This is a genomic window from Clostridium collagenovorans DSM 3089 (assembly GCF_900130005.1).
Taxonomy (GTDB): Bacteria; Bacillota; Clostridia; order Clostridiales; family Clostridiaceae; genus Clostridium_D; species Clostridium_D collagenovorans.
This window is the reverse complement of the sequence record NZ_FQXP01000003.1, coordinates 298,006-324,097: the sequence shown is the minus strand read 5'-3', so window position 1 is coordinate 324,097 and position 26,092 is coordinate 298,006. Positions and strand designations below refer to the sequence as shown.

Sequence of the window (26,092 nt, the reverse complement as noted above, 5' to 3'; positions counted from 1 at the left end):
TACTAAATTATTTCACCATTTATAAATCTTCTATAATTCAAAGCTTCAATTATATGAGATCTTTGCACTTGAACTGATGAATCTAAATCAGCTATAGTTCTAGATATTTTTAAAATTCTATTATATGCCCTTACACTCAAGTTAAATCTAGAATATATCTCTTCCATTGTATCTTCACTTTCTTTTTTTAATTTGCAATAACTTTTTATTTCTTTGTTTCCCATTAAGCTATTGGTATTAAACTTCTTATTTTTATATCTTTCACTCTGAAGCTTTCTAGCCTCCATAATCCTACTTTTTATACTCTCAGAACTTTCTCCACTTCCCCCTTTATTTATATCTGCATAATCAATTCCATTTATAGATACAAACATATCTATCCTATCTAAAAACGGACCTGATAATCTTGAAATATACTTGTTTCTTATATACTCTTCACAGGTGCATTGCTTACGATTTGTACCATAGAAGCCACATGGGCATGGATTCATAGCGCATATAAGCATAAAGTTACAAGGGTATTCTACAGAGCCACTTGCTCTATCTATTCTCATAACCCTTTCTTCTAGTGGCTGTCTTAATAATTCTAAAGTAGATTTCTTAAACTCCACCACCTCATCTAAAAATAATACCCCGTTATGAGCCAAAGTAATCTCCCCTGGCAATAAATTTCTTCCTCCACCAACTAATGCAATAGGTGTACTTGTATGATGTGGACTTCTAAAGGGTCTATCTATTATAATATCCTCTTCATTACTACCCTCTCCAGATACACTACTTATCTTCATAACTTCTAGTAGCTCTTCATAATTCAATTCAGGCATTATTGTTGACACTCTATTAGCTAACATAGATTTTCCTGATCCTGGAGGGCCAAACATTAAAATAGAATGATTTCCAGCAACAGCTATCTCCAATGCACGCTTTGCACTTTCTTGACCATATATTTCATTAAAATCATAAAAGTTATTTCTTTTTTTGAATTCCATATTCTCCTTATAAGGCTGTAAATCCTTGTACATAATAAAATCTATAACTTGACTTAAATGATTAAAGGGAAATAAATTTATATCCTTTATTAAACTACACTCCTTTACATTTTCAACGGGTATTATTAAGTTTTTTATTCCTCTATTTCTAGCTTCAATTACTAAAGGTAGTAAACCCTTTACTTTATTTATTTCCCCTGATAAAGATAGTTCACCAACCATCAAATAATCCTCATAATTATCTACTTTTATTTGATTTGATGCTATTAGTATTCCTATAGCTATTGGCAAATCAAATAATGACCCCTCTTTTTTCAAGTCAGCTGGAGCCAAATTTATGGTTATGTGTCCCAAAGGCATCTCATATCCTAAATTCACAAGAGCAGCTCTTACTCTATCCTTTGACTCCTTTATAGAGGTATCTCCTAATCCAACAATATTAAATGTAGGAAGCCCCTTAGAAATATTTATCTCAACCTTAACTAAAATACCTTCAATGCCACTAAAGGAAGCACTAAAAATTTTTATAGACATTTTATCACCATCACTTATATTTTTTTACATTATTGACCAAAATTAATATAAATATAATTTATTTTTTACTTTTATATAAGTTTATTAATTAAATGTTCTTTTATAGTCCTTTTAGTTTCATAAGGTATTTTCTATGAAGAACTATAAATTTTTCAAAATTTTTAGATAATTTAACACATTTTTAAAAGATTAGTTATTAAAAATTTAAATATTAAGCCCTATTTATATTTTAATTTTCAGTAACCTTATAAAAATATAGGAGGTTTTTTATGAAATGTTTCAATAAATCTATAGGTTCTTATGGCGAAGATTTAGCTGAAAATTATTTAAGAAATCTAGGATATATTATTTTAGATAAGAATTTCAGATGCAATCTTGGAGAAATTGATTTAGTATGTAAATATAAAGATATTATTTGCTTTATCGAAGTAAAAAGTAGATTTTCAAATAACTTTGGATATCCCTGTGAATCTATAGGCATAGCCAAACAGAATCAACTTATCAGGCTTTCTAAATATTATATAACAAAGTTTAATTTAAGAAACTTTAATTGTAGATTTGATGCCTTAGAAGTTTCCTTCGATATGAATTATTCTACTCCAATAATAAACTTTATTCAAGATGCCTTTAGATTATATTAATAATCTTGCGCATAAAAAAATGTTTTAAATGAGATATTTCCTCATTTAAAACATTTTTAAATTTACTCCACCTTCATAAGCTTTGCTTTATACTTTTAATTATCGTATTATATTACTATCCATAATACTACTTAAAAAACTTTTTCTATGTATAGGTGTAACTCCATGTTCTTTAATGGATTTTATATGTACCTCTGTACCATATCCTACATTCTTTTCAAAACCATAATCCGGATACTTCTTACTATATTCCTTCATAAGTTCATCTCTATATACCTTAGCAATTATAGATGCACAAGCTATATTAAAACTTTTAGTATCTCCTTTTATTACAGCTTCATTATTTCCATTATAGTACTTAGCCTTATAACCATCACTTAAAACTAAGTCACAATCCCTGTTTAGCCCTTCTATAGCCTCTAAAAAGACCATATGGTTACAATAGGCTATACCCTTATCATCTATCTCTTCATTACTCTTTACAGCTATGCTATAGCTTATAGCATTTTTTTTAATTATCTCTGCAAGTTCTTTTCTTAATTCTTCTTTGATCTTTTTAGAATCATTGACCCTAAGAATTAAATCCTTTGCACTTGCATAATTCAAATCCATTATAACTGCTGCAGCTACTATAGGACCAGCTAAAGGTCCTCTTCCTACCTCGTCCACTCCAGCTACAACCTTATAGTCACCAAAGGACTTATCAAAGTCATATAAATTTTGAACTCTTACTATTTCTTTATTTAAATCATTTCTTTGTTTTTCAAGTCTCTTTCCAAGTGATTGCACACCTTTTCTTGAATCATTTAAAAAAGTTTCTATAAGATGTTCCAAAAAACCTTCTTCTATATTATATAAGTTATTTTCTATACCTACTACATAAGCCCTTATTTCTGATACACCTTTGCTCAATAATTGATTTATCATTTCCATAAGTAACTCCTATCTATCCATAGATATGCCGCCTAACTTTCCACCTCTAAACTCATCTAGAAGCATTACAGCTAATCTGTTATAATCTATATTACCACCAGATATAACCATTCCTCTTTTTTTGCCTATCATATCTAAATTCTCTAATGGGTCTTCTGAAAGCTCTGTTAGTTTATATCTTTCCTTTAGTCTTTCTGGATAATATTGAGTTAATTTTTCAACTAACTTGTAAGCTAATTCTTCAATATCCATGATTTCGTCTTTAATAGCACCAGTGAAAGCTAAATTCAAAGCTGTTTCTTCATCTTCAAATTTAGGCCATAGTACTCCTGGCGTATCTAGCATTTCGATACCTACCTTAGTTTTTATCCATTGATTATTTCTAGTAACCCCTGGTCTGTCACCAACCTTAGCAATCTTATTTTTAGCCATCTTGTTAATAAAGGAAGACTTTCCTACGTTAGGTATACCTACAACCATAACTCTAATTGTTAGATCCATTACCCCTTTATTTTTCAGTCTTTCTTTTTTTTCTTTAAAAAGCTCATCTAAAGTAGGCTTAATTTGATTTAACCCTTTTCCTAAAAGACTATTAGTTAAAATTACTCTTACATTCTTCTTTTCAAGCTTTTTTATCCATGCATTTGTTACTACAGGGTCACTTAAATCAAATTTATTTAAAAGCACTATTCTAGGCTTATCCTTACATATTTTTTCTATATCAGGATTTGCGCTAGACTTTACTATTCTTGCATCTCTTATCTCTATAACCGCATCTACTAGCTTTAAATTTTCCGTTATTTGTCTTCTAGTTTTAGCCATATGCCCTGGATACCAATTTATAGCCATAATACACACTTCCTTTTGCATTAATTTTTGGTATATAAAAAATGGGACTATACAGCCCCATTTCCTTATAATCTTTCTTTAACTTTAGCAGCTTTACCTACTCTGTCTCTTAAGTAGAATAACTTAGCTCTTCTTACTTTACCTCTTCTAGATACTTCGATTTTATCGATAACTGGAGAGTTCATTGGGAAAGTTTTTTCAACACCACAGTTGTAAGCTACTCTTCTAACTGTGAAAGTTTCTCTTAATCCACCATTTTGAATTTTGATTACTGTACCTTCAAAAATTTGGACTCTTTCTTTGCTTCCCTCTTTAATTTTGATGTGAACTTTTACGTTATCACCAACATTAAATTCTGGTAAGTCGTTTCTTAATTGTTCTGCTTCTATTGATCTTATTATATCTAACATATGTACTACCTCCCCGATAAATATTTAGATGTTCTTAACACGCTTTTGTGACAGAGGACCATCCGGATTAGCACGAATGTTATTTTAACATATTTTTCGAATTAATTCAATGTTTTATTCAAAAGTTTTTAATATTTTTTTATCTTCCTTTGACAAAGTAATCTTTTTATATAAATCAGGTCTATGTTTTTCAGTGATTTTTAAAGATTGGTATCGTCTCCACTTTCTTATGTTTTCATGATGCCCTGATAATAGTACCGCCGGAACTTTCATATCTTCAAAAACTTCTGGTCTTGTATACTGTGGATACTCTAAAACACCACTATAAAAAGATTCATCTTCATAGCTAACATTAGAAGATAAAACTCCACTTACCAATCTACATATACTATCGATTACAGGTATACAAGCCATTTCTCCCCCTGTAAGGACAAAGTCTCCTAAAGATATCTCTTCATCAATATATTTTCTTGCTCTCTCATCAATTCCTTCATAATGTCCACATAAAAATACTAACTCATCTTCTTTAGCTAGTTCTTTAGCTAAGTCTTGATTAAAGGTTTTTCCTCTAGGTCCTAAGTATATTACTTTGCCTCTATTATTTTCTTTTATATGTTTTATTGTAGATACTATAGGTTGAGGAGACATTAACATACCTGCCCCTCCTCCATAAGGATAGTCATCTACATTTTTATGTTTATTTTCCGCAAAGTTTCTTATATTAGTAGCCTTTATTTCTAATATACCCTTATCTATAGCCCTTCCAATTATGCTATGATTAAAAATATCAAACATTTCCGGAAACAAAGTTAATATATCTATTTTCACTTACATCCACTCACTTACTGGTTTAATTATTATTTTACTATTTTCAATATCTACAGAAATTACTATGTCACCTAAAGCCGGAATTAAAACTTCTTCCTTACCATTCTTAACCCAATACACATCATTACTTCCTGTTGCTAGCACATCATAAACATTACCTAACTCTGCACCTAATTCATCAAAAACTGTGCATCCAATTAAATCCGCAATGTAGTATTCATCCTCTTCCAACTGTATTCCTTCACTTCTATGTATTGATAAATATTTCCCTTTATATTTAGCCGTAGCTTCTACAGTATCAATTCCCTCTATTTTCAAAATAGCTCTATCACCTTGAAGCTTACATCCCTCTATATTTTTTTCAGCTCCATCAATGAATACACTCTTTAATTTTTTAAATCTTTTTAAATCATCAGTTAAAGATAAAACCTTAACCTCACCCTTTAATCCATGAGCTTTAGTTATCTGTCCTATTACTAAAAATTCCTTCATGCATATAACTCCTTTATGTATCTTTTTTCTTTCAAATCATATTAAATATTATATCTCATATTTAAACTTCTATATATAATTAAATGAAGTTTAATTAATTAATTTCTACCAAACTTCATATTTATCTATATCCATAAAATTATCTTAAAATTTTCTTTAACATAAAACAAGAGTTAGGTTTCCCTAACTCTTATTTATGTAGTTAAATAATTTCTACAACGACTCTTTTGTTTTCCTTAATAGCGGCTGCTTTTACAACAGTTCTAATAGCCTTAGCTATTCTTCCCTGCTTACCAATAATTTTACCCATATCTTCTTGAGATACTTTAAGTTCTAAAATTATTGAATGCTCACCTACTACCTCTTTGACATCTACCATTTCTGGATTGTCTACTAGTGATTTAGCTATTACCTCTAATACTTCTTTCATGAGATAATCCTCCAATCATTATTTACAAAGACCAGCGTTGTTTAAAAGTCTCTTAACTGTATCTGAAGGTTGTGCACCATTGTTTAACCATTCTGTTGCTTTAGCCTCGTCGATTTTTACAGTTACAGGCTCAGTTAATGGATTGTAGTAACCAATCTCCTCGATAAATCTACCATCTCTTGGACATCTTGAATCAGCTATAACAATTCTATAAAAAGGAGCTTTCTTAGCACCCATTCTTTTTAATCTCATTTTAACTGCCATTTAAAATTCACCTCCTTTTATTTCTTCTAACTATATCTTAAAATATAATTAACCTTTTACTAAAACTTGAAAGGTAGTTTTCCTAATAAACCTTTTTTACCACCCTTTTGGATGCCTTTCATCTGCTTCATCATCTTCCTCATCATTTCAAATTCTTTTAAGAATTTATTTACCTGTTGAACAGTTGTGCCTGAACCTTTGGCAATTCTTTTCTTTCTACTTGATGAAGACGCAACTAGATTTGGATTTCTTCTTTCCTTAGCTGTCATAGAGTTAATCATGGCTTCTTTTTTAACCATTTCTTTTTCTCCCTCTGACAAATCTATGCCCTCTAATTGCTTAGAATTTACACCTGGAACCATTTCAACTAATTTATTTAATGGCCCTAATTTCTTCATTTGATTCATTGTAGTTAAGAAATCCTCAAAGTTAAAATCATTGTTTAACATTTTATTTCCTAACTCTAAAGCCTCTTTTTCATCAATAGCTGCTTGAGCTTTTTCTATTAAAGAAAGTACATCTCCCATACCAAGTATTCTTGATGCCATTCTATCTGGGTGGAAGCTTTCTAAATCACTCATTTTCTCACCTAAACCAACAAACTTAATTGGTTTGCCAGTCATAGCCTTAATTGAAAGTGCTGCTCCCCCTCTAGTGTCACCATCTAACTTAGTTAAGATAACTCCCGTAACATCTAAAGCTTCATTGAAAGTTTTTGAAACATTAACAGCATCTTGCCCTGTCATAGAGTCAACTACTAGTAATATTTCATCTGGTACCACTTCTTCTTTAATGTGTTTTAATTCATCCATTAAAGTTTCATCAATATGAAGTCTACCTGCTGTATCTATTATAACAACGTTTTGACCGTTGTTTTTAGCATATTCTATAGCAGCCTTTGAAATATCCACTGGACTTACCTTATCTCCCATTGTGAATACAGGAACATCTATTTGTTTTCCAACAACTTGCAATTGTTTTACAGCTGCTGGTCTATAAACGTCACATGCTACTAATAGAGGTTTTTTATTAGCCTTTCTAAGATTCAATGCTAATTTACCACACATTGTAGTTTTACCAGCACCTTGAAGACCTGCTAACATAATAACAGTCATTCCCTTAGGAGAGAATTCTAATTTGCTTTCAGTTTCTCCCATCAAACGAGTTAACTCATCATTAACTATTTTAATGACTTGCTGACCTGGAGTAAGACTCTCTAATACTTCTGAGCCCATACATTTTTCACTAACTACCTTAACAAAGTCTTTAACAACTTTAAAGTTAACGTCAGCCTCCAATAATGCAAGCTTTACTTCTCTCATGGCTTCTTTTATATCTTTTTCAGTAAGTTTTCCCTTACCCTTTAACTTTTTAATTGTATCCTGTAATTTTGAGGATAAACCTTCGAATACCATAAGACCCTCCTAGTTTAAATCATTTATCAAGTATCTTATATTATTAATTCTATCTTTACTATCTATATCTAAATCTTTTTCTAATAATTTATCTAAATGCTCATCTACTGACTTTTTCATCCTATGTAACTCAGTATTTCTTTTCATCAAGCATAGCTTGGATTCATATTCTGATAATAGTCTTTCACATCTTTTTATAAGATCGTGAATAGCCTGCCTACTTGTATTAGTATTCTCAGAAATCTCTGCTAATGATAAATCATTATTGAAATATAAATCCATAATATCTCTTTGCTTTTCTGTAAGTAATACTCCATAAATATCTAATAAAATTGATATTTCTATTCTCTTATCCATAACATCACCTTACTTACAGATTACATCTTAACAAAAGATTTTTTATATGTCAAGTATTTTTACTTAACACTTTTTTATTTTTTTTATTTCTTAAAATAAAGAAGTCTAAATCCACTTGGAAAGACTTCTTTACTCTATAATATATATTCTAAAATATTGATAACCTATTGCTATATATTTATTAATCCTTAGTATATACTTATGCAACTATATCGATATACTTAGTTTATTTACCAAAATATATATCCTTATAATTTTTCAACTACAGAAGCGCTTCTGCATAATCATTAGAGTTAAATTCTTGTAAATCATCAACTCCCTCACCAACACCTACAAACTTAACAGGTATTCCAAGCTGATTTTTAATTGATATAACTATACCACCCTTAGCAGTACCATCTAATTTAGTTAAAACTATTCCATCAATTTTACTCACTTCCATAAACTGTTTAGCTTGCTGAACAGCATTTTGTCCTGTTGTTGAGTCTAAAACTAATAAAGTTTGTTTCTTAGCCTCTGAATACTCTCTTTCTATTATTCTATTAATTTTAGAAAGTTCATCCATTAAGTTTTTCTTATTATGAAGTCTTCCAGCAGTATCACATATTAAGACATCAGCTTTTCTAGCCTTGGCTGCTTGTATAGCATCAAAAACAACCGCTGCAGGATCTGCTCCCTCTTGATGTTTTATTAAATCAACACCTGCTCTATTACTCCAGACCTCTAACTGATCAATAGCAGCAGCTCTAAAAGTATCAGCAGCAGCTAATAATACCTTTTTATTTTCATTTTTTAATCTAGAAGCTATTTTACCTATAGATGTTGTCTTTCCAACTCCATTTACTCCTATAACTAAAATCACCTCTGGTACATCCTCACATACAGCTGACTCTTCTTCTTCATCTTCCATCATTTCTGCTATTACTGATTTTAAGCAAGGCTTAACTTCACTAACTTCATTTATCTTTTCTTTTCTTATTTTAACTCTTAATCTTTCAATTATATCCATTGTAGTTTCTACTCCTACATCGGCTGTAATTAAAATTTCTTCTAATTCTTCATATAAATCATCGTCTATTGCAACAGCTAAATTTAAAACCTCATTAATTTTATCAGTTAAATTATCTCTTGTTTTTGATAGACCATCTTTTAATTTTTCAAAAAACTTACCAAACATCTTTAACTCTCCTTTACCATTTCACTTGCTAAATCTACAGAAACAATTTTTGATATTCCCTTTTCTTCCATAGTAACTCCATATAAAACATCACTAACAGACATAGTACCCTTTCTATGAGTTATAACTATAAATTGAGTTCTATCAGAAAATTGCCTTAAAAACTCTGCATATCTTGAAATGTTAGCGTCATCTAAAGCAGCTTCAATCTCATCTAGTATACAGAATGGAGTAGGCTTCATTTTTAATATAGCAAAAAGCAAGGCAATAGCTGATAAAACCTTCTCACCACCGGACATTAAGTTTATATTTTGAAGTTTCTTTCCTGGTGGTTGAACATTTATATCAATCTTACCTGTTAATTCATCACCTTCACCTAATATTAAACTAGCACTTCCCCCTTTAAATAACTCTTTAAAAGTTTCATCAAAGTTAATATTCAATATTTCAAAATTCTCTCTGAATACTTCTTTCATTTTTACAGTTATCTCTTCAATAACTTCTTCAATTTCTTGCTTGGCTTTTAATAAATCTTCTCTTTCAGTGCTCATAAAAGTATATTTTTCTTTTATTTCTTTATACTCTTCAATAGCACCTACATTAACCAAGCCCATATCTGAAATTTTATTTTTAATTTCATTAATTTCAGCTCTTAACTTATTAATTTCCAAGTTTTCAATCTTATATTCTAAAGCTTCAGCATAAGTTAAACTGAAATCCTCATTCAATTTACTATAATAAGCTTCTCTTTCCGCTTCTAACTTTGTAAGTAACATAAGCTGCTTGTTTAATTCTTTATCAAACTTTCCAATCACATTAGATAACTCTTCTAATTTATCCCCATGATTTCTTATGAATTCTTTAATTTTTATCTTTTCTATTTCTACATTCTTTATAGCCTCTTCTAAGTTTTCAAGTTCTAAATCTATGTCCTCTATAGCTTTTTTAGCTTTATCTATATTAGTAATGAACTCTTTTTCTGATATAGAGCTACTCTCAACTTCTTTTACTATAGAATTTAATTTTTCCTTGCACTCTAAAGATTCCCTACTTATTCTTTCAATTTCTTTACTTTTAGCTAATAATACCTCATCCAACTTAGCTTTGTTTATTTTATAATCTGTTAAGTCCTCTTTATTATTATTAACCTTTTCTAATATACCCTTAACCCTTTCTTCAAGAATCTTCATGCCAGAAATAACTTCTTTATATCTTTCCTTTAAGTTTTCTAATGTGCTTTCTTCACTGATTAATCTTTCTTTATTATTTTCCAAACCTGAAGTAAGCTTATTCAATAAACTTTGTTTTACCTCTAAAGAAGCTATAATCTTTTTATTTTCCTCTAATATAACATTGATCCTAGATTCAATTTTAGTTAACTCTATGTTCTCATAGTGTATATTATCTTTTAAGTTTAAATTATGATCATCCAGTTCTCCAATGCTTTTACTAAGAGTTGCTATATCGGAAGTTGCTTCCTTCAACCTGCTTAGAGTTTCACTGTGTTTTTCCTCTAATTCTTTGATTTCTCTTTTTCTACTTATGATGCTTGTAGATTTATGAAAAGTGTTTCCTCCTGTTAAAGATCCTCCAGGATTAACAACCTCTCCCTCTAAAGTAACAATTCTAAAGCTACTATTAGTTTTTTTAGCTATATATAAAGCATCATCCATAGTTTTAACTATAGCTATATTTCCTAAGGCATATTCAATAGCCTTAGAGAATTTACTACTATAAGAAACTAATTCACTAGCAACACCTATAAATCCATTGTAACTTCTAAGCTCATTGCTTATAGTTAACTTTTTACCTCTTATTATATCTAAAGGTAAGAAAGTTCCCCTTCCTATATTGTTTCGTTTTAAGTGATTAATTAAAATCTTAGCATCCTCAGAACTTGAAGTTATTACATTTGAAATTCCAGCACCCAAAGCTATTTCTATAGCAATTTCATACTCTTTATTAACCTCTATAACTTCTCCTAGAATGTAACACTTATCCTTTAGCCCCTTAACACTTCCATTACTAACATGGGTCATCAAAACCTTAATAGCTCTTGTATAACCCTCAAATTGCTTTTCAAGATTTATTAACACTGTTTTATTAGCTTCAATCTTATTTAAGCTATTTGTAAGTTCCTTATGAGTTCTCTCAACATTACTTAACTTAGCTCTCCACTTAGATAACTGCTTTTTATTTTCTTCTGTTTCTTTTTCATAACTTTCAATTCTTTGCTTAACTTCTTTTTTCTCTGTTACAAGCGCTACTTCTGTACTACTATTAATTTTTAAATTACCTTCGTAACCTTCACACTCTGCTTTTAAGTTCTCAATATCTTTATCTAAAGATTCAATATCTCTATTAAGATTCATAACAATATTATTTTTCTCTAATATTGAATTATTTATATTTATCTCTTCTAATTTCAATCTTTGAAGTTCGGCATTTTCATTTTTAACAGAACTCTCCATGTCTTGTATTAAGCCTTCAAGCTCCGTTATCTTGCTTACTAGCTCATCTTTTTCCTTACCTAGTTCTATAAGAGCCTTCTCTTCCTTTGCCTTTAGCTCTGAAGTAAGTTCATACTTAGCCGTAAGCTCTTCCATTGACCTTTGACTATTTGAAATAAAGCTTTTTATGTTATTAATTTTTTCCTCTAAAACCTTAATTTCTGATTCCTTTTCTTGTTTCAGAGCCTTATTTGAATAGTATGATTCCTGATTCTCTTTATTTTCTTCTTCATACTTTTCTAATTGATCATTCCAATATTGACTTTTATCTTTAAAGTCATTTTTCACACCTAAGTTATTCTCAATGTCCTTGTTTACTTTTTCAATATCTTCTTTAATTTTTTCAGATTTACTATCAAAATCCTTGATTTTCTCTATGATAGAATTAATTTCTTTAACCTTAAGTTCCTCTGATAAAGTTAAGAACTCCTTTGCCTTTTCCATCTCTATTCTCAAAGGCTCTAATCTTTCCTCATAAGTTCCAATGATATCATTAATTCTTATTAAATTCTGTTCTGTATTGCCAAGCTTCTTTTCTGCTTCTTCTTTTCTGCTTTTAAACTTAACAATTCCAGCAGCTTCCTCTAAAAGCCCTCTTCTTTCTTCAGGTCTTCCACTTAATACAGCTTCAATTTTTCCTTGTCCAATAAGTGAATAACCTTCTTTTCCTATACCAGTATCCATAAATAATTCCTGTATATCTTTTAATCTACACTTATTATTATTTATGTAATATTCACTTTCTCCTGATCTATAAAGTCTTCTTGTTACTTTAACATCAGAATAATCTATATCTAATGCTTTATCTTCATTGTTTAAGGTTATAGATACTTGAGCTAGACCTACTGGCTTTCTAAATTGAGTACCCGCAAAAATTACATCTTCCATTTTTGCTCCTCTTAGATTTTTAATACTTTGCTCACCTAAAACCCATCTTACAGCATCAGTAACATTACTTTTACCACTACCATTAGGTCCAATTACAGCAGTAATTCCATTTTTAAATTGTAATTCCGTTTTATCGGCAAAAGATTTAAAACCTCTCACCTCTAATGATTTAAGAAACATACTTAAGTCACCTACTTAACTATAATATCGATAAAAATGTAACTGCTAGAAATATCACTAATATTGCAATAGCCAAAATTCTGGTTAATTTTTCTCTTTGTTTTCTTTTCATAACAACCACTCCTAAACTAACTATATAAAACAAGTTTATATTACTTGTCCTAAAATTTCAATTTAAATACTTACTTTTATACTATTAAAGAGGCCTGTATTATTTTAAATACAAGCCCTTTAAATAACTTTTTTCATTGATACTATATATCTCATTATTTACTAGTATCTTAAGATTCTTTCTTTCTACATCTTGAGATTGAGTAACTTTAAAATTTACAGTATTATATTTTTCTTTTAACTTATTAAAAAAGAATTTTCTCTTAGCATAAAGTTTAGATACATCTCTTGTATTTATTTCTATAACAATTTCCTTAATTCCTTTTTTATCTTTTATAATACTTTCGATCATATCTATTAAAATATTCCCCTCTACTAGTTCCCTAAAGGCTTGATGGAAAGGCCCTGCTATAATTTCTGCACCTTCATCTATTTCTTCTGTAGTCTGTAGACCTAATCTAATAACCTTTATATCCTCAGCTTCTAGCATTCCATATATGACCTTACTTATTTCAACAGCATATTCTAGGGAATACGGAATATATGTACCATCTAAATACATCTTTTCCATAGGTGTATTTTTTACCGTTAATGCAGGGTAAATTCTACATATATGGGGTTTCATGCTAATAACTTTTTTAGTTGTTTCTATATCCTTCTCAAAATTATCACCAGGAAGCCCTAACATTATTTGATGGCCTAATGTAATGCCATAACTCTTTATTAATTTAGAAGCAATTTCTACTTGCTCAGCATTATGTCCTCTTCCAGATTTAATCAACACTTCATCATCTAAACTTTGTACTCCTAATTCAATTATATCCACAGAGTATTTTTTAAGATGCTCTAAAATTAAAATATCTATTGCATCCGGTCTAGTTGATAACCTAATATTATGTATCTTGCCTCTGTCCTTATATTCCTTTGCAACTTGAAGCAATTTTCTTTGTTTTTCTATGTCAATAGCTGTAAAAGTCCCACCAAAGAAAGAAACCTCTATAATTGATGCGGGATGTTTATTGCCTTCTATGGTATGTAAATATTCCTCTATAGTATTTCTAACATAATGTTCATCTACATTATCACCAGAAGTACCTGTTATGCTATCTTGGTTACAAAATACACAGTTATGTGGACATCCTTCATGAGGAACAAATATAGGAATTATGTAATGTTTCTTATTCATACTTCATCTCCATCTTTGTAAGCATATTTTTAGCAGCATTTTGTTCTGCTTCCTTCTTACTAGAGCCTATACCTTGCGACTGATTTTCTCCATCGATAACTAATTGAACTTCAAAGGTTGGTCTATGAGCCGGACCCTCTGACTTTAACATATTGTAATTAATAGAAACCTCGCCTTTGCTTTGTATAACTTCTTGTAGCTTAGTTTTATAGTCCAATATAATTTTATTATCAATAGCTCTTTCTATTATATCTTGAAAATTATCTATTATAAACTTTCTAGCAACCTCAAGTCCTTTATCTAAATATATTGCAGCTATAACAGCTTCAACACAATCTGCTAAAATAGAACTTCTTTCTCTTCCACCCGTAAGCTCTTCCCCTTTGCTCATAAGCATGTATTTTCCTAAATATAAATTTTGTGCTATTTCATAAAGAGAATTTTCACAAACAATTAAAGATCTTATCTTAGTTAAAGCACCCTCAGACTTGTCACTACAATTTTTAAATAAATGCTCTGTTATTATAAGTTCTAACACTGCATCTCCTAAATACTCTAGCCTTTCATTATATTCTACCTTTTTCTTTTGGTTTGCAAAAGAACTATGGGTAAGAGCCACTTTCAAAATAGACTTGTTAGTAAACTTTATACCTAGAACCTGTTCTAATAGCTCCACAGTATTATTTTGTTTTTGCATGATTCTACTCCTTTTATAGATTTGTTATTTAAAAAATCCCGCTTAAAGCGGGACTAAATTATTCTTCTACACGTGTTTTTATGTATTCAATAACATCTCCAACTGTAGCAACTTTCTCTGCCGCCTCATCAGGGATTTCCATATCGAATTCTTCTTCTAAAGCCATGATAAATTCAACAACGTCTAATGAGTCTGCTCCTAAATCATCCACAAATGAAGCATCTAATGTAACTTCATCCTCATTCACACTTAAGTGTTCAACTATTATAGCTTTTACTCTTTCAAATACCATAAATTCGCCTCCAAAAAACTTCTTATAAAATATTCATAATTTCTTTTATAAATAAATATTAATAGTTTTATCATATTTCTTCAAGTATTATTTTATATATTTTTAATTTTTTATTTAAATAAATACTATCTGATATTTATATTATATTGAACCACTATTAATTTATTCTTATTTATCAAATTATTCTGCTTTTATATTTTCATCATTATCTGCAATACTGTTTTCAATGTACTCTGTTATTGTCTCAATTACTCTATTGTCATAAAACACTTTTGCTTGTCTTATGGCATTTTTTAAAGCTTTAGCATCAGAACTTCCATGAGCCTTTACACATATAGATTTTACTCCTAAAAATCCTGCTCCACCATATTCTTTGTAATCATAGTCCTTTTTAAACTTGGAAAAAACAGATTTTAAAAGCATTCCTCCAATTTTTGTCTTAAAACTAGAATATATTTCTTCTTTTAAAACAGAAAATATATTTCCTGCTACACCCTCAATAGTTTTAAGAACTGTATTACCAACGAAACCGTCACAAACAAGAACATTTACATTTCCTAATGGAATATCCCTTGGCTCCACGTTTCCAGCAAAATTAATAGGTGCTTCCTTTAATAACTTGTGAGCTTCCTTAGTAAGTTCATTTCCTTTTTCTTCTTCAGATCCTATATTTATAAGTCCAACACTTGGATTATTTACTTGCATTACAGTTTCAAAGTAAGCTTTTCCCATTAAAGCAAATTGCTCTAAATTCTTTGGCTTACAATCAACATTGGCACCACAATCAATTAACATAAAAGGACCATTCTTTCCTGGCATTATAGGTGCTAAAGCTGGTCTTAAAACCCCTTTTATTCTCCCAATTATAAGAGTTGCACCTGTTAGAAAGGCTCCTGTGCTTCCTGCGGATATAATAGCGTCTGCTTCTCCATTTTTAACAAGATTCAAGGCTTTATTTATACTTGAGTCTTTTTTTCTTCTAATTGCCATTGCCGGATGTTCATTAGTTCCAATAACTTCCGATGCATGTAATATACTTATTTTAGATTTATCATAGTCGTATTTATCTAATTCCTTCTGTATAAGGTCTTCTGGACCTGTAATGACTATTTCTATGCCATATTCCTTTTGAGCTTGAACTGCGCCCTCTACAATAGCATATGGTGCATTATCTCCGCCCATTCCATCTACTACTACTTTCATTTTCTCTCCTCCAATCTAAGCAATATTCTTTATTATATATTAGTTTTGTTATTTTTTCCATTATAAATACAAAAATAAAAGAAAGTCTTTCGACTTTCTTTACTATTTCTCAGTTGAAACAACTTCTGTATTTTTGTAGTATCCACAGCTTTTACATACTCTATGAGCTAATTTCATTTCATGGCATTGAGGGCACTCAACTATACCTGGCATGCTTAACTTAAAGTTTTGAGCTCTTCTTTGATCTCTTCTACCTTTTGAAGTTTTTCTCTTTGGATGAGCCATTGTAACACCTCCTTAAAAGCGTATAAGTAAATTATGAATCATTTAAGAATTTATTTGTCCTTAAATAAATTCTTTAATTTAGCAAATCTTGGGTCGATGAATTCATCTTCTGATTCATCGTCATCATTATTGCATAAACAAGTTTTTGTATTTAAATTTGTTCCACAACTGAAACAAATACCCTTACAATCCTCTTTACACAATTTTTTAATTGGGAGAGCAAAATCTATAGCGTTCAATACTATCTCTTCAAAATCAACAGTATTTCCTTCTAAAATCATTGCTTCCTCTTGTTCTTGCTGTTTTTTACAGAAATCCTCTTCTAATTCTAAATCCAAATTATAAGTGAATTCTTCTAAACATCTTGAACAATTTAATAATAAATCAGCTTTTACGTTTCCTTTAAAATTAATGCTATCCCCTACCTTAGTAAAGGTTCCCTTTAATTCTAAAGGTGATAAAAACTTAATATCCTTACCTATATAAGTCCCATTATAATCTTCAATTATATTATGAACTTCATATGTACCACGTTGTTTTTTAAGTAGTTCTGTGATATCAATTTTCATGTATAACTACCTCTTTTTTAATATTAAAAATTTAACCTTAATATATAAGATAAATCATTATCTTTATACTGTCAAGTAAAAATCCTTTATACCTTACAACGTACATGAGTTATTATATAAATAATATAAAAAAAAGTCAAGGATATTTTCTTGGTTTAAAAAATTTTGGGCAGAAATTCTGCCCAAAATCCCAAAATATTATTTATATGGTAATTAGAAAGCTAGTTCTTTAGTATCTCTAGCTATCATTAACTCTTCGTTTGTAGGAATTACAAATACTTTAACCTTAGAATCAGCTGCACTTATTTCTGCAATCTTTCCTCTAACGTTATTTCTTTCTTCATCTAATTTAACTCCTAAGTATTCCATATCTTTGCAGATTTCTGCTCTAGAAGCAATTGAGTTTTCTCCTAAACCAGCTGTAAATACTATTACATCTACACCATTCATAGCTGCTGAATAAGCACCTATGTATTGTTTTACTCTATAGTGGAATACATCTAAAGCTAATGCCGCTCTGTGGTTTCCTTCTTTAGCTGCACCTTCGATATCTCTGAAGTCTGAGCTTACACCTGAAATTCCTAATACACCTGATTTTTTGTTCATTAATGTATCAACTTCAGCAGCTGATATATTCATTTCTTTCATTAAGTAAGGAACGATAGCTGGATCGATATCTCCACATCTAGTACCCATTACTAAACCTTCAAGTGGTGTGAATCCCATTGATGTATCAACTGATTTACCATTTTTAACAGCTGTTAAACTTGCACCATTTCCTAAGTGACAAGTGATGATTTTTAAGTCTTCTATGTTTTTACCCATAACTTCTGCAACTTTATCAGATACATACTTGTGAGAAGTTCCGTGCATACCATATCTTCTTACGCTATGCTCAGTGTAAGCTTCGTATGGTAAAGCATATATATATGCACTTTCTGGCATTGTTTGGTGGAATGCTGTATCAAATACAACAACCATTGGTGTACTTGGCATAAGTGCTTTACAAGCATTGATACCAATTATGTTTGCTGGGTTGTGTAATGGAGCAAGTTTTGCACACTCTTCTAAGTTTTTCATTACTTCATCAGTAACTACTACTGAATGAGCGTATTTTTCTCCACCGTGAACAACTCTGTGTCCTACAGCTGAAATTTCATCCATGCTCTTAATTACTCCGTGCTTCTCATCTTTAAGAGCATCCAAAACTAATTCTATAGCAACTTGGTGATCTTTCATTGGAGTTTCGATTACATATTTTTCTCCATTAGCTTTTTGAGTTAATATAGATCCTTCTATACCTATTCTCTCTACAAGTCCTATTGCTAAAGCTTCTTCATTTTGCATATCGATTAATTGATATTTTAATGAAGAACTACCACAGTTGATTACTAAAATCTTCATGATTTTTCCTCCTAAAACTTTTACGTCTCTTAGTAGAGACTGCGTATATTATATATTAATAACTATAAATTAGTTATTTTGAGCTTGAACTGCTGTTAATGCAACAACATTAACTATATCTTCAACGCTACATCCTCTTGATAAGTCGTTGATTGGTTTTGCAAATCCTTGGCATACTGGACCTACTGCTTCAGCCTTTGCAAATCTTTGAACTAATTTGTATCCTATATTACCTGCTTGAAGGTCTGGGAATATAAGAACATTTGCTTTACCTGCAACTTTACTATTTGGAGCTTTTAATGAAGCTACCTTATCAACTATAGCAGCATCTAATTGTAATTCTCCATCAATCATTAAATCAGGTCTTTGTTCCTTAGCTATTCTTGTAGCTTCTTTAACTTTGTCAACTAACTCATGGCTAGCACTTCCCATAGTTGAGAATGATAACATAGCAACTCTTGGCTCTATCTTACATAAATTTTTAGCATTTTCAGCAGTTGAAATAGCTATAGAAGCCAATTGTTCAGCAGTTGGATTTGGGTTTACCGCACAGTCTGAGAATAGTAAGAAACCATCTTCACCATATGTACAGTCTGGTACTTGCATTAAGAAGAAGCTTGAAACAACGCTTATTCCTGGAGCTGTTTTAACAGTTTGAAGTCCTGCTCTTAGTAAATCTCCAGTTGGGTGAACAGCGCCTGATACCATACCATCTGCATCTCCACATTTAACCATCATAGCACCATAGTACATTGGATCTTTAATTGTTTGAAGAGCTTTTTCCTCTGTCATTCCTTTTTTCTTTCTTAATTCATAGAAAGCATTAGAATATTCTTGAGTTTTTTCTGATGTTTCTGGATCTACAATCTCTATACCTTCAAGGTTTACAGATAAATTTTTAGCATTTTCTTTAATAGCAGACTCTGGTCCTACTAATATTACATGTGCTAAACCTTGTTTTTTAATTATCTCACTTGCTTTTAGAGTTCTTTCTTCATCGCCTTCTGGAAGAACTATTCTTCTAATATCTTCCTTAGCCATTTCCCTTACTTTGTTCATAAATTCCATAATTCATTTCCCCTTTCAAAAGGATACTTAACAAAGTCACATACATACATTATATAATATACCCTTTTTACCCCACAAATTTCAAGGAAAAAATTAAAATTTCTATGCCAATTTGTAAATTAATAATTTTCTAATAATTTATTTTTTAATAAAATGAGATTTAAATTTAAAATTTTATTGTATAATATCCTAAATAACATTTTTATTTAGGAGTGATTTTTTTTGAAAATTTGCGGTATTATTTCTGAGTATAATCCTTTTCACAAAGGTCATAAATACCATATAGATAAAACTAAAGAATTAACAAATTGCGATGCAATTGTTTGTGTAATGAGTGGAAATTTTGTTCAAAGAGGTCTTCCCTCTATTATGGATAAATGGACTAGAGCAGATCTTGCCTTAGGAAATGGAGTTGATTTGGTTTTAGAGCTTCCTTCTATATATGCCATATCCTCAGCTGAGTTTTTTTCCTTTGGGGCTATAAGTTTATTAAATTCTTTAGGAGTAATAGACAACATATCCTTTGGAAGTGAACTTGGCGATGTTAATTTTTTAAATTCCATAAGTGAAGTTTTAATAAAAGAACCAAAAGAATATCTTATCCAGCTAAAAAATAACTTAGATTTGGGATATTCTTATGCAGTAGCTAGAAACAATGCCTTAGAATACTATTTTAAAGAATTACTTAGTGATACTATTACTAAAAAAGACAATATATCAGAAATTTTAAATTCCTCTAATAATATTTTAGCTATTGAATATTGTAAGAGCCTTTTAAACTTAGCTTCCTCCATAACTCCAGTTACCATTAAAAGAGAAGGTGGAACATATAACTCTCAGAACTTAAATAACATATTTTCCAGTGCAACAGCCATAAGAAATTCTTTGAAAGACAATACTTCCATTGAAGTTTTAAAAGATACTGTGCCTGATAATGTTTTTTATAAACTTAAATCCTATGATAATTTTGTGTATCCAGATGCCATGGTTCCTTATCTTAGATTTAAGGCTCTTTGCAGTAAGCATAGCTGCTTATCAACTATTCCTGAAGCTTCTGAGGGTCTAGATAATAAAATCATAAAGACCTTAGAATCCTTAATAAATTATGAAGATATTTTAGGGAATATAAAAAGTAAACGTTATGCAATGACGAGAATATCTAGAATTCTTTGTCAATACTTCATAGGCTTTGAAAAGTATAATATAGATACCTTAAGAAGAACTCCTTGTCCTTATGCTAGAGTTCTAGGTTTTACTACTAAAGGACAAGAAATATTAAGAACCTTAAAAAGTACTTCCTCTATACCTGTATATACTAAACTACCTAAGGAGTCTAATGAAATCCTTGACTTAGATATACAATGCACAAAAGCATATAGTTTATTAAATACCTCCATTTCCTCAAAGGATGATTACCTAAAAAAACCTATGATCCTTAAAATTTAGGTATTAAAGATATAAATTGCAAATATAAATAGTTTATAAACACTTACTGCATAAGGAGGATATTTTGTTTATATTATTGTTTATTCTTTGCATTGTTATAGTATATCTTTTACTTGAACTATTTAAAAACAAAGGCTTCAAACTTATACCTACTTTTATATGTAGTATATTTATTATAGGCATACTAATTGATCCAAAAGCTAGTATATCCTATGCTATAAATGGAGCTGTTTTGTTTTTTAACGCTGTATTTCCTTCAATCTTTCCATTCTTAATGCTTATTAACATGATAATAGGTTTTGGAGGAATCAAGTTTTATTCTAAGTTTTTAGGTGGTATTCTTTGTAAACCCCTAAGGCTGCCAAGAGATTGTAGTATTGTTATCTTAACTAGTTGTTTATGTGGTTATCCCTTAGGTGCAAAATACACCTGTGATTTATTAGAATCTAACACTATTGATTATAATACCTCTGATAGATTATTAAATATAGCTAGTAATGCAAGTCCAATATTTATCTTAGGTACCTTAGGTGCTACTATGCTAGGCGATATACGATTAGGTTATTTAATCCTAATTTCTCATTATTTAAGTTGTTTTATTATGTCCTTAGTTATTACCCCTAAAAACTCCTCTTATAAATATAGGGTTTCTCACAGCAATTCTGAGGCTAACTCTTATAACGTAGGGGCAGTTTTAAAGAAAAGTGTAGAAGACGCCATAAGTACAACTTTATTAGTAGGTGGATTCATAGTACTTTTCTCTGTGATTACAGGAATAATTAAAAACAGTTCTATATTACAATACTTACTTAAAAGTGGTTCTGAATCCTTTGTCTTTTATAAGACATTGATTTTCGATTCATTTTTAGGTTCTTTAGAGATGACTAACGGATGTAACTTAATTTGCAATGCTAATGTTGCAAATATAGTAAAGATATGCTTATGTAGTTTCTTTATTAGTTTTAGTGGTTTTTCAGTTATAGCACAAGTGTATTCATTTACATATAAATATAACTTTCCCTTAAGCAAATACATAAGTAGAAAGTTTATTCAAGGCATACTTTGTAGTTTATTAAGCTGTATATTATATCTACCATTTAATAATTATTTAAGTGTTAGTTCAAACACTATAAAAGGACAATTTAATCCATTGCCCTTTTACATGTTATTAATTATTCTATTAATTCCCTTAGTATTAAAGAAAATATTCAAACCTACTTCTTAAGTTTTAATTGCTCTAGATTATCGTCTAAGGTAGCTGTGGTTTTCATAGCTGCCTTTTCCATCTCAATTATAAACTTTTCCATTTCTCGCTTTATATTTTCCATCATTTCGCTATGTTGATAGTTTATTTCCCTTTTTACATCTAATAGAATATTAGATGCATATTCTACAGAACTATTTTGAAGATATTTAGCATTTCTCTGAGCATTGTTAAGCATTTCTTCAGACTTGCTTTCAGCAATTTTAACATATTCATGATTATGAACCTTTTTATTTATCATGTCTATGCTCTCTTTTTTAATAATTTCAGCTTGTTCATGAGCCTCTTTTAATATTCTTGCTTTTTCTTCACATATCCACTTAGCTTTTTTAAATTCTTCAGGTAGTTTATTTTCTATTTCATCTAAAATACTCTCTAGTTCAGATTTGCTTACAACTACCTTATTAGTCATAGGAACCTTAGAAGATGTATCTAAAATTTCATATAAATATCCTATTAGCTCTAATACTTCCATTCCCTCTTCTCTCCTTACCCCATAATTTTTTTCTTTATAATACTTTCCACCTCTGATGGTACTAAGCCACTTATATTTCCTCCAAGTTTACAAACTTCTTTAACCATAGAGGAACTTATGTAAGAGTTTTCTGGGTTACTTATCATAAATATAGTTTCAATCTCATTTCCTAAGATTTTATTTACATTTGCCATTTGTAACTCATATTCAAAGTCTTTACTATTTCTCAATCCCTTTAGTATAATTGATATGTGGTTCTTCTCCATATAATCAACTAATAAACCCTCAAAGCTTATAATTTCAACATTGTCAATTCCAAATGTGGCTTTTCTAATCAAAGATACCCTTTCTTCTATAGAAAATAATCCTTGTTTTTCTGAATTAATAAGTACTGCTACTATTACCTTATCAAAGCTTTTAGACCCTCTTCTTATTATATCTAAATGTCCCTTTGTAATAGGGTCAAAACTACCTGGATAAATTGCTTTTTTCATTTTTATCTTTCCTTATACTCATAAAAAAGTACTGTTGTATTTCCATACTTTCTTTTATTAGTTAAAGTAATTTCTTCATTACCCTCAAAGATTATTTCAGAAGAATCAATTTTGCATACTATAATCCCATCTTTTTGTAATAGATTATGTTGCATTATTACATCTATAGCAGGAGGTATCATTTCCTTTGCATATGGTGGGTCTATGAAAATTATATCAAAAACTACCCCTTCTTTAGAAAATCTTTTCATCCACTCATAGCAATCACCTTTATGGCATGTGCAAACATCATTAAATTTTAAATTATCTATATTCTCCTTCAAACATGCAAAAGTGTCATCATTTTTATCCATTAAATAACATCGTTTTGCTCCTCTACTAGCTGCTTCTAGCCCTAAGCTTCCTGTACCAGAAAACATATCTGCTACAACAGCATCCGGTGTTCTATTTTGTATGATATTAAACATAGATTCTTTTACCCTATCAAGTGTAGGTCTTGTAACCAATCCTTCTGGTGATAAGATCTTTCTACCTCTAGCTTTTCCTGCAATTATTCTCACCTTGTAAACCTCCTAAAATACTTCTTTTGTTAAACATTTTACTTTATAACATAATATAACACAAGTTTTATATTAATTTAAAGTACCTATTTTAATTATAACAAATATATGTTGAACTTTTTTCTATTTTCTCTAATATTTCTTTTTTTATTTTTATATACTCCAAATTTTCACTAGAAATAAGTTCTCTTGCTTCTTTATTTGCTGCTTTAACTATATTAATATCATCTATAATATCCGCCAATATAAGTTCATTGTCTCCGCTTTGTTTAAAACCAAAGACTTCTCCGGCACCTCTAATTTTCAAATCCTCATCAGAAATTAAAAATCCATCTGTGCTTCTCTTCATTATTTCCATTCTCTTTTTAGTAACATTACTTTTTATATCTGCTACTAACATACAATAGGATTGATGACTTCCTCTTCCAACCCTACCTCTAAGTTGATGTAACTGCGCAAGCCCAAACCTCTCTGAGTTTTCTATAATCATAACAGTAGCATTAGGTACATTAACTCCTACCTCTATTACAGTGGTTGATATTAGTACCTTAGTTTCATTAGCTTTAAACTCTTCCATTATAGCTTCTTTATCTTTAGCCTTCATTTTACCATGTAACATAGCTATTTTTATATCCTTAAAGTATTTTTCCTTAAGCTCATTAAATAATTCCTCTACAGATGTTATTTTAAGTTCATCATTTTCCTCAACTAAAGGACATACTATATAAACCTGTCTTCCTTGCTTAATCTCCTGCACGGCTAATTGATATACTCTTTCTCTTTCATTTTTACATACATAATCAGTTATTATATTTTGTCTTCCTGGAGGCAATTCATCTATAATCGAAACATCTAAATCTCCATAAAGATATAAATTCAAGGTTCTTGGAATAGGAGTTGCTGTCATAACAAGCACATCTATATTTTTACCCTTGCTACAAAATCTACATCTTTGATTTACTCCAAATCTATGTTGCTCATCTGTAATTGCAAATCCTAAATTTTCAAACTCAACGTCATCCTCAATTAAAGCATGAGTACCAACAATTATATCAATTTCACCATTTTTTAATTTTTCTTTTATTATCTCTTTATTTTTCTTTGTAGTACTTCCCACTAAAAGTTCAACTCTTATATGGAATTTTTCTAGCATATTAGATACTTCTATATAATGTTGCTTTGCTAAAATTTCTGTTGGAGCCATCATAGCAGCCTGGTACCCATTTTTAACCACATTAAACATAGCAATTATAGCTACTATAGTTTTTCCACTTCCAACATCCCCTTGAACTAATCTATTCATAGGTCTGCTTTTCTTTTGATCCATAAGAATTTCTCTTACTACCCTACTTTGAGCATTAGTAAGTTTAAAGGGTAAACTTTCTTTTAACTCTGATAATTCACTGCTCATAGTATAGGTTATACCTTCACTAGATTCATCCATATAACTTCTTAGCATAAGTATTTTCATAGAATATGCAAATAATTCTTGAAACTTAAGTCTATTTCTTGCTTCTTCTAAATCATTCCTATTATTAGGACTATGTATATTCCTCAAAGCCTTATCAAGAGAACATAAATTGTATTTTTCTAAAATATTAATAGGCATATTTTCAGTTATTTTTATTTCACATAATAAATTGGATATTATCTTATTTAAAAAGTTATTGCTCATTTTTCCCTTTAGAGGATATTTAACTAATATATTATCCTTATCCAAGGTTGAATTTCTAATTATTTTAGGATTATTTAAAATCCATTGATTCTTATATTTTTCAATTTTCCCACTTAAGAGATATTCATGATTTAACAAAAAACTCTTTTTTATATAAGGCTGATTATACCACCTAGCTTTAAAAGAATTTTTTCCATCATTTAATATTACAGTTGTTAAAACCTTTCCCGTAGAAGTTCTAATATCCTGCTGATATCCTTGAACTTTGCATTTAATTATTATTTTTTCATTTTCTTTACTTAAAGTAATATCATTTACTCCGTTTATACCCTCATAATCTCTAGGAAAATATAACAATAAATCTAGTACTGTAAAAATGCCCATCTTATTTAGTTCCTCTGACATTTTAGGCCCAACGCCCTTTACATACTTTATATCTTCATTAAGCTCCATTTTTTCCTCCATT

27 protein-coding genes are annotated in these 26,092 nt (G+C 29.9%); 3 read left to right on the top strand and 24 right to left on the bottom strand.

The window, feature by feature from the left end:
• Positions 1-2: 2 nt before the first annotated feature.
• The gene (locus BUA48_RS01585) at positions 3-1,523 is read right to left on the bottom strand and encodes a YifB family Mg chelatase-like AAA ATPase (protein WP_072829401.1); all 1,521 of its coding nucleotides are present in this window, start codon (positions 1,521-1,523) and stop codon (positions 3-5) included.
• Between the two features lie 269 nt (positions 1,524-1,792).
• Between BUA48_RS01585 and BUA48_RS01580 the strand changes: the two genes are divergently transcribed.
• Entirely contained in the window at positions 1,793-2,164 is a 372-nt protein-coding gene (locus BUA48_RS01580) for a YraN family protein (protein WP_072829399.1), read from the top strand.
• Between the two features lie 99 nt (positions 2,165-2,263).
• Here BUA48_RS01580 and BUA48_RS01575 read toward each other — a convergent pair whose 3' ends face one another.
• From BUA48_RS01575 to pta, 19 genes are all read right to left on the bottom strand, one after another.
• Complete coding sequence (locus BUA48_RS01575; protein ID WP_072829396.1) at positions 2,264-3,097, bottom strand: ribonuclease HII; 834 nt, start codon at positions 3,095-3,097, stop codon at positions 2,264-2,266.
• Positions 3,098-3,106: 9 nt separating this feature from the next.
• Entirely contained in the window at positions 3,107-3,946 is an 840-nt protein-coding gene (ylqF, locus tag BUA48_RS01570; RefSeq protein WP_072829394.1) for a ribosome biogenesis GTPase YlqF, read from the bottom strand.
• A gap of 65 nt (positions 3,947-4,011) precedes the next feature.
• Positions 4,012-4,356, bottom strand: a complete 345-nt coding sequence (rplS, locus tag BUA48_RS01565; RefSeq protein WP_072829392.1) for a 50S ribosomal protein L19 — start codon at positions 4,354-4,356, stop codon at positions 4,012-4,014.
• A 114-nt stretch (positions 4,357-4,470) separates the two neighbouring features.
• Positions 4,471-5,184 carry a tRNA (guanosine(37)-N1)-methyltransferase TrmD gene (gene trmD, locus BUA48_RS01560; protein WP_072829390.1) on the bottom strand — a complete coding sequence of 238 codons (714 nt, stop codon included), beginning with the start codon at positions 5,182-5,184 and terminating at the stop codon, positions 4,471-4,473.
• Positions 5,185-5,676: a ribosome maturation factor RimM gene (rimM, locus tag BUA48_RS01555; RefSeq protein WP_072829388.1), complete on the bottom strand. Its 492-nt coding sequence runs from the start codon at positions 5,674-5,676 to the stop codon at positions 5,185-5,187.
• Between the two features lie 202 nt (positions 5,677-5,878).
• A complete protein-coding gene (locus BUA48_RS01550) occupies positions 5,879-6,106 on the bottom strand; it encodes a KH domain-containing protein (RefSeq protein ID WP_072829386.1) in 228 nt (75 codons plus the stop codon).
• 18 nt (positions 6,107-6,124) lie between these two features.
• The gene (gene rpsP / locus BUA48_RS01545; protein WP_072829385.1) at positions 6,125-6,370 is read right to left on the bottom strand and encodes a 30S ribosomal protein S16; all 246 of its coding nucleotides are present in this window, start codon (positions 6,368-6,370) and stop codon (positions 6,125-6,127) included.
• 59 nt (positions 6,371-6,429) lie between these two features.
• The gene (ffh, locus tag BUA48_RS01540) at positions 6,430-7,785 is read right to left on the bottom strand and encodes a signal recognition particle protein (RefSeq protein WP_072829383.1); all 1,356 of its coding nucleotides are present in this window, start codon (positions 7,783-7,785) and stop codon (positions 6,430-6,432) included.
• Positions 7,786-7,794: 9 nt separating this feature from the next.
• The gene (locus tag BUA48_RS01535) at positions 7,795-8,142 is read right to left on the bottom strand and encodes a putative DNA-binding protein (RefSeq protein WP_072829381.1); all 348 of its coding nucleotides are present in this window, start codon (positions 8,140-8,142) and stop codon (positions 7,795-7,797) included.
• Positions 8,143-8,404: 262 nt separating this feature from the next.
• Positions 8,405-9,319: a signal recognition particle-docking protein FtsY gene (ftsY, locus tag BUA48_RS01530; protein ID WP_072829379.1), complete on the bottom strand. Its 915-nt coding sequence runs from the start codon at positions 9,317-9,319 to the stop codon at positions 8,405-8,407.
• A gap of 2 nt (positions 9,320-9,321) precedes the next feature.
• The gene (gene smc / locus BUA48_RS01525; protein ID WP_072829377.1) at positions 9,322-12,897 is read right to left on the bottom strand and encodes a chromosome segregation protein SMC; all 3,576 of its coding nucleotides are present in this window, start codon (positions 12,895-12,897) and stop codon (positions 9,322-9,324) included.
• A 211-nt stretch (positions 12,898-13,108) separates the two neighbouring features.
• Positions 13,109-14,194, bottom strand: a complete 1,086-nt coding sequence (locus BUA48_RS01520) for an elongator complex protein 3 (protein ID WP_072829375.1) — start codon at positions 14,192-14,194, stop codon at positions 13,109-13,111.
• Entirely contained in the window at positions 14,187-14,891 is a 705-nt protein-coding gene (gene rnc, locus BUA48_RS01515) for a ribonuclease III (protein WP_072829373.1), read from the bottom strand. The genes BUA48_RS01520 and rnc overlap by 8 nt, the downstream gene beginning before the upstream one ends.
• Before the next feature lie 58 nt (positions 14,892-14,949).
• Entirely contained in the window at positions 14,950-15,183 is a 234-nt protein-coding gene (gene acpP, locus BUA48_RS01510) for an acyl carrier protein (RefSeq protein WP_072829371.1), read from the bottom strand.
• 180 nt (positions 15,184-15,363) lie between these two features.
• Positions 15,364-16,386 (bottom strand): phosphate acyltransferase PlsX, encoded by a 1,023-nt coding sequence (gene plsX, locus BUA48_RS01505; protein ID WP_072829369.1) that lies wholly within the window; start codon positions 16,384-16,386, stop codon positions 15,364-15,366.
• Between the two features lie 102 nt (positions 16,387-16,488).
• Positions 16,489-16,671, bottom strand: a complete 183-nt coding sequence (rpmF, locus tag BUA48_RS01500) for a 50S ribosomal protein L32 (RefSeq protein ID WP_072829367.1) — start codon at positions 16,669-16,671, stop codon at positions 16,489-16,491.
• A 50-nt stretch (positions 16,672-16,721) separates the two neighbouring features.
• Positions 16,722-17,240, bottom strand: coding sequence for a YceD family protein (locus BUA48_RS01495; RefSeq protein WP_072829365.1), 519 nt, complete (start codon positions 17,238-17,240; stop codon positions 16,722-16,724).
• Positions 17,241-17,453: 213 nt separating this feature from the next.
• On the bottom strand, positions 17,454-18,644 hold the full coding sequence (locus tag BUA48_RS01490) for an acetate/propionate family kinase (RefSeq protein ID WP_072829363.1): 1,191 nt from the start codon (positions 18,642-18,644) through the stop codon (positions 17,454-17,456).
• A 69-nt stretch (positions 18,645-18,713) separates the two neighbouring features.
• Complete coding sequence (pta, locus tag BUA48_RS01485; RefSeq protein ID WP_072829361.1) at positions 18,714-19,712, bottom strand: phosphate acetyltransferase; 999 nt, start codon at positions 19,710-19,712, stop codon at positions 18,714-18,716.
• A 222-nt stretch (positions 19,713-19,934) separates the two neighbouring features.
• Between pta and BUA48_RS01480 the strand changes: the two genes are divergently transcribed.
• On the top strand, positions 19,935-21,158 hold the full coding sequence (locus BUA48_RS01480) for a nucleotidyltransferase (RefSeq protein WP_072829359.1): 1,224 nt from the start codon (positions 19,935-19,937) through the stop codon (positions 21,156-21,158).
• A 64-nt stretch (positions 21,159-21,222) separates the two neighbouring features.
• Entirely contained in the window at positions 21,223-22,383 is a 1,161-nt protein-coding gene (gene ylbJ / locus BUA48_RS01475) for a sporulation integral membrane protein YlbJ (RefSeq protein ID WP_072829357.1), read from the top strand.
• Here the strand turns inward: ylbJ and BUA48_RS01470 are convergent.
• The 4 genes from BUA48_RS01470 to recG all read right to left on the bottom strand — a co-directional run bounded on the left by BUA48_RS01470 (position 22,373) and on the right by recG (position 26,079).
• Positions 22,373-22,897 (bottom strand): hypothetical protein, encoded by a 525-nt coding sequence (locus tag BUA48_RS01470; RefSeq protein WP_072829355.1) that lies wholly within the window; start codon positions 22,895-22,897, stop codon positions 22,373-22,375. The genes ylbJ and BUA48_RS01470 overlap by 11 nt on opposite strands.
• Before the next feature lie 14 nt (positions 22,898-22,911).
• Entirely contained in the window at positions 22,912-23,391 is a 480-nt protein-coding gene (gene coaD / locus BUA48_RS01465) for a pantetheine-phosphate adenylyltransferase (protein WP_072829353.1), read from the bottom strand.
• A gap of 2 nt (positions 23,392-23,393) precedes the next feature.
• Positions 23,394-23,951, bottom strand: coding sequence for a 16S rRNA (guanine(966)-N(2))-methyltransferase RsmD (rsmD, locus tag BUA48_RS01460; protein WP_072829351.1), 558 nt, complete (start codon positions 23,949-23,951; stop codon positions 23,394-23,396).
• A 91-nt stretch (positions 23,952-24,042) separates the two neighbouring features.
• The gene (gene recG, locus BUA48_RS01455; RefSeq protein WP_072829349.1) at positions 24,043-26,079 is read right to left on the bottom strand and encodes an ATP-dependent DNA helicase RecG; all 2,037 of its coding nucleotides are present in this window, start codon (positions 26,077-26,079) and stop codon (positions 24,043-24,045) included.
• Positions 26,080-26,092 lie beyond the last annotated feature (13 nt).

Bases quoted from the DNA above. Each gene is read 5' to 3' on its own strand.
- plsX (WP_072829369.1), bottom strand. From the start codon at position 16,386: ATGAAAGTAGTAGTAGATGGAATGGGCGGAGATAATGCACCATATGCT.
- BUA48_RS01580 (WP_072829399.1), top strand. From the start codon at position 1,793: ATGAAATGTTTCAATAAATCTATAGGTTCTTATGGCGAAGATTTAGCT.
- BUA48_RS01495 (WP_072829365.1), bottom strand. From the start codon at position 17,240: ATGAAAATTGATATCACAGAACTACTTAAAAAACAACGTGGTACATAT.
- ftsY (WP_072829379.1), bottom strand. From the start codon at position 9,319: ATGTTTGGTAAGTTTTTTGAAAAATTAAAAGATGGTCTATCAAAAACA.
- BUA48_RS01585 (WP_072829401.1), bottom strand. From the start codon at position 1,523: ATGTCTATAAAAATTTTTAGTGCTTCCTTTAGTGGCATTGAAGGTATT.
- rpsP (WP_072829385.1), bottom strand. From the start codon at position 6,370: ATGGCAGTTAAAATGAGATTAAAAAGAATGGGTGCTAAGAAAGCTCCT.
- ylqF (WP_072829394.1), bottom strand. From the start codon at position 3,946: ATGGCTATAAATTGGTATCCAGGGCATATGGCTAAAACTAGAAGACAA.
- smc (WP_072829377.1), bottom strand. From the start codon at position 12,897: ATGTTTCTTAAATCATTAGAGGTGAGAGGTTTTAAATCTTTTGCCGAT.
- ffh (WP_072829383.1), bottom strand. From the start codon at position 7,785: ATGGTATTCGAAGGTTTATCCTCAAAATTACAGGATACAATTAAAAAG.
- BUA48_RS01535 (WP_072829381.1), bottom strand. From the start codon at position 8,142: ATGGATAAGAGAATAGAAATATCAATTTTATTAGATATTTATGGAGTA.
- BUA48_RS01520 (WP_072829375.1), bottom strand. From the start codon at position 14,194: ATGAATAAGAAACATTACATAATTCCTATATTTGTTCCTCATGAAGGA.
- rpmF (WP_072829367.1), bottom strand. From the start codon at position 16,671: ATGGCTCATCCAAAGAGAAAAACTTCAAAAGGTAGAAGAGATCAAAGA.
- rnc (WP_072829373.1), bottom strand. From the start codon at position 14,891: ATGCAAAAACAAAATAATACTGTGGAGCTATTAGAACAGGTTCTAGGT.
- pta (WP_072829361.1), bottom strand. From the start codon at position 19,712: ATGGAATTTATGAACAAAGTAAGGGAAATGGCTAAGGAAGATATTAGA.
- BUA48_RS01575 (WP_072829396.1), bottom strand. From the start codon at position 3,097: ATGGAAATGATAAATCAATTATTGAGCAAAGGTGTATCAGAAATAAGG.
- rplS (WP_072829392.1), bottom strand. From the start codon at position 4,356: ATGTTAGATATAATAAGATCAATAGAAGCAGAACAATTAAGAAACGAC.
- rimM (WP_072829388.1), bottom strand. From the start codon at position 5,676: ATGAAGGAATTTTTAGTAATAGGACAGATAACTAAAGCTCATGGATTA.
- BUA48_RS01470 (WP_072829355.1), bottom strand. From the start codon at position 22,897: ATGGAAGTATTAGAGCTAATAGGATATTTATATGAAATTTTAGATACA.
- BUA48_RS01490 (WP_072829363.1), bottom strand. From the start codon at position 18,644: ATGAAGATTTTAGTAATCAACTGTGGTAGTTCTTCATTAAAATATCAA.
- acpP (WP_072829371.1), bottom strand. From the start codon at position 15,183: ATGGTATTTGAAAGAGTAAAAGCTATAATAGTTGAACACTTAAGTGTG.
- coaD (WP_072829353.1), bottom strand. From the start codon at position 23,391: ATGAAAAAAGCAATTTATCCAGGTAGTTTTGACCCTATTACAAAGGGA.
- BUA48_RS01550 (WP_072829386.1), bottom strand. From the start codon at position 6,106: ATGAAAGAAGTATTAGAGGTAATAGCTAAATCACTAGTAGACAATCCA.
- recG (WP_072829349.1), bottom strand. From the start codon at position 26,079: ATGGAGCTTAATGAAGATATAAAGTATGTAAAGGGCGTTGGGCCTAAA.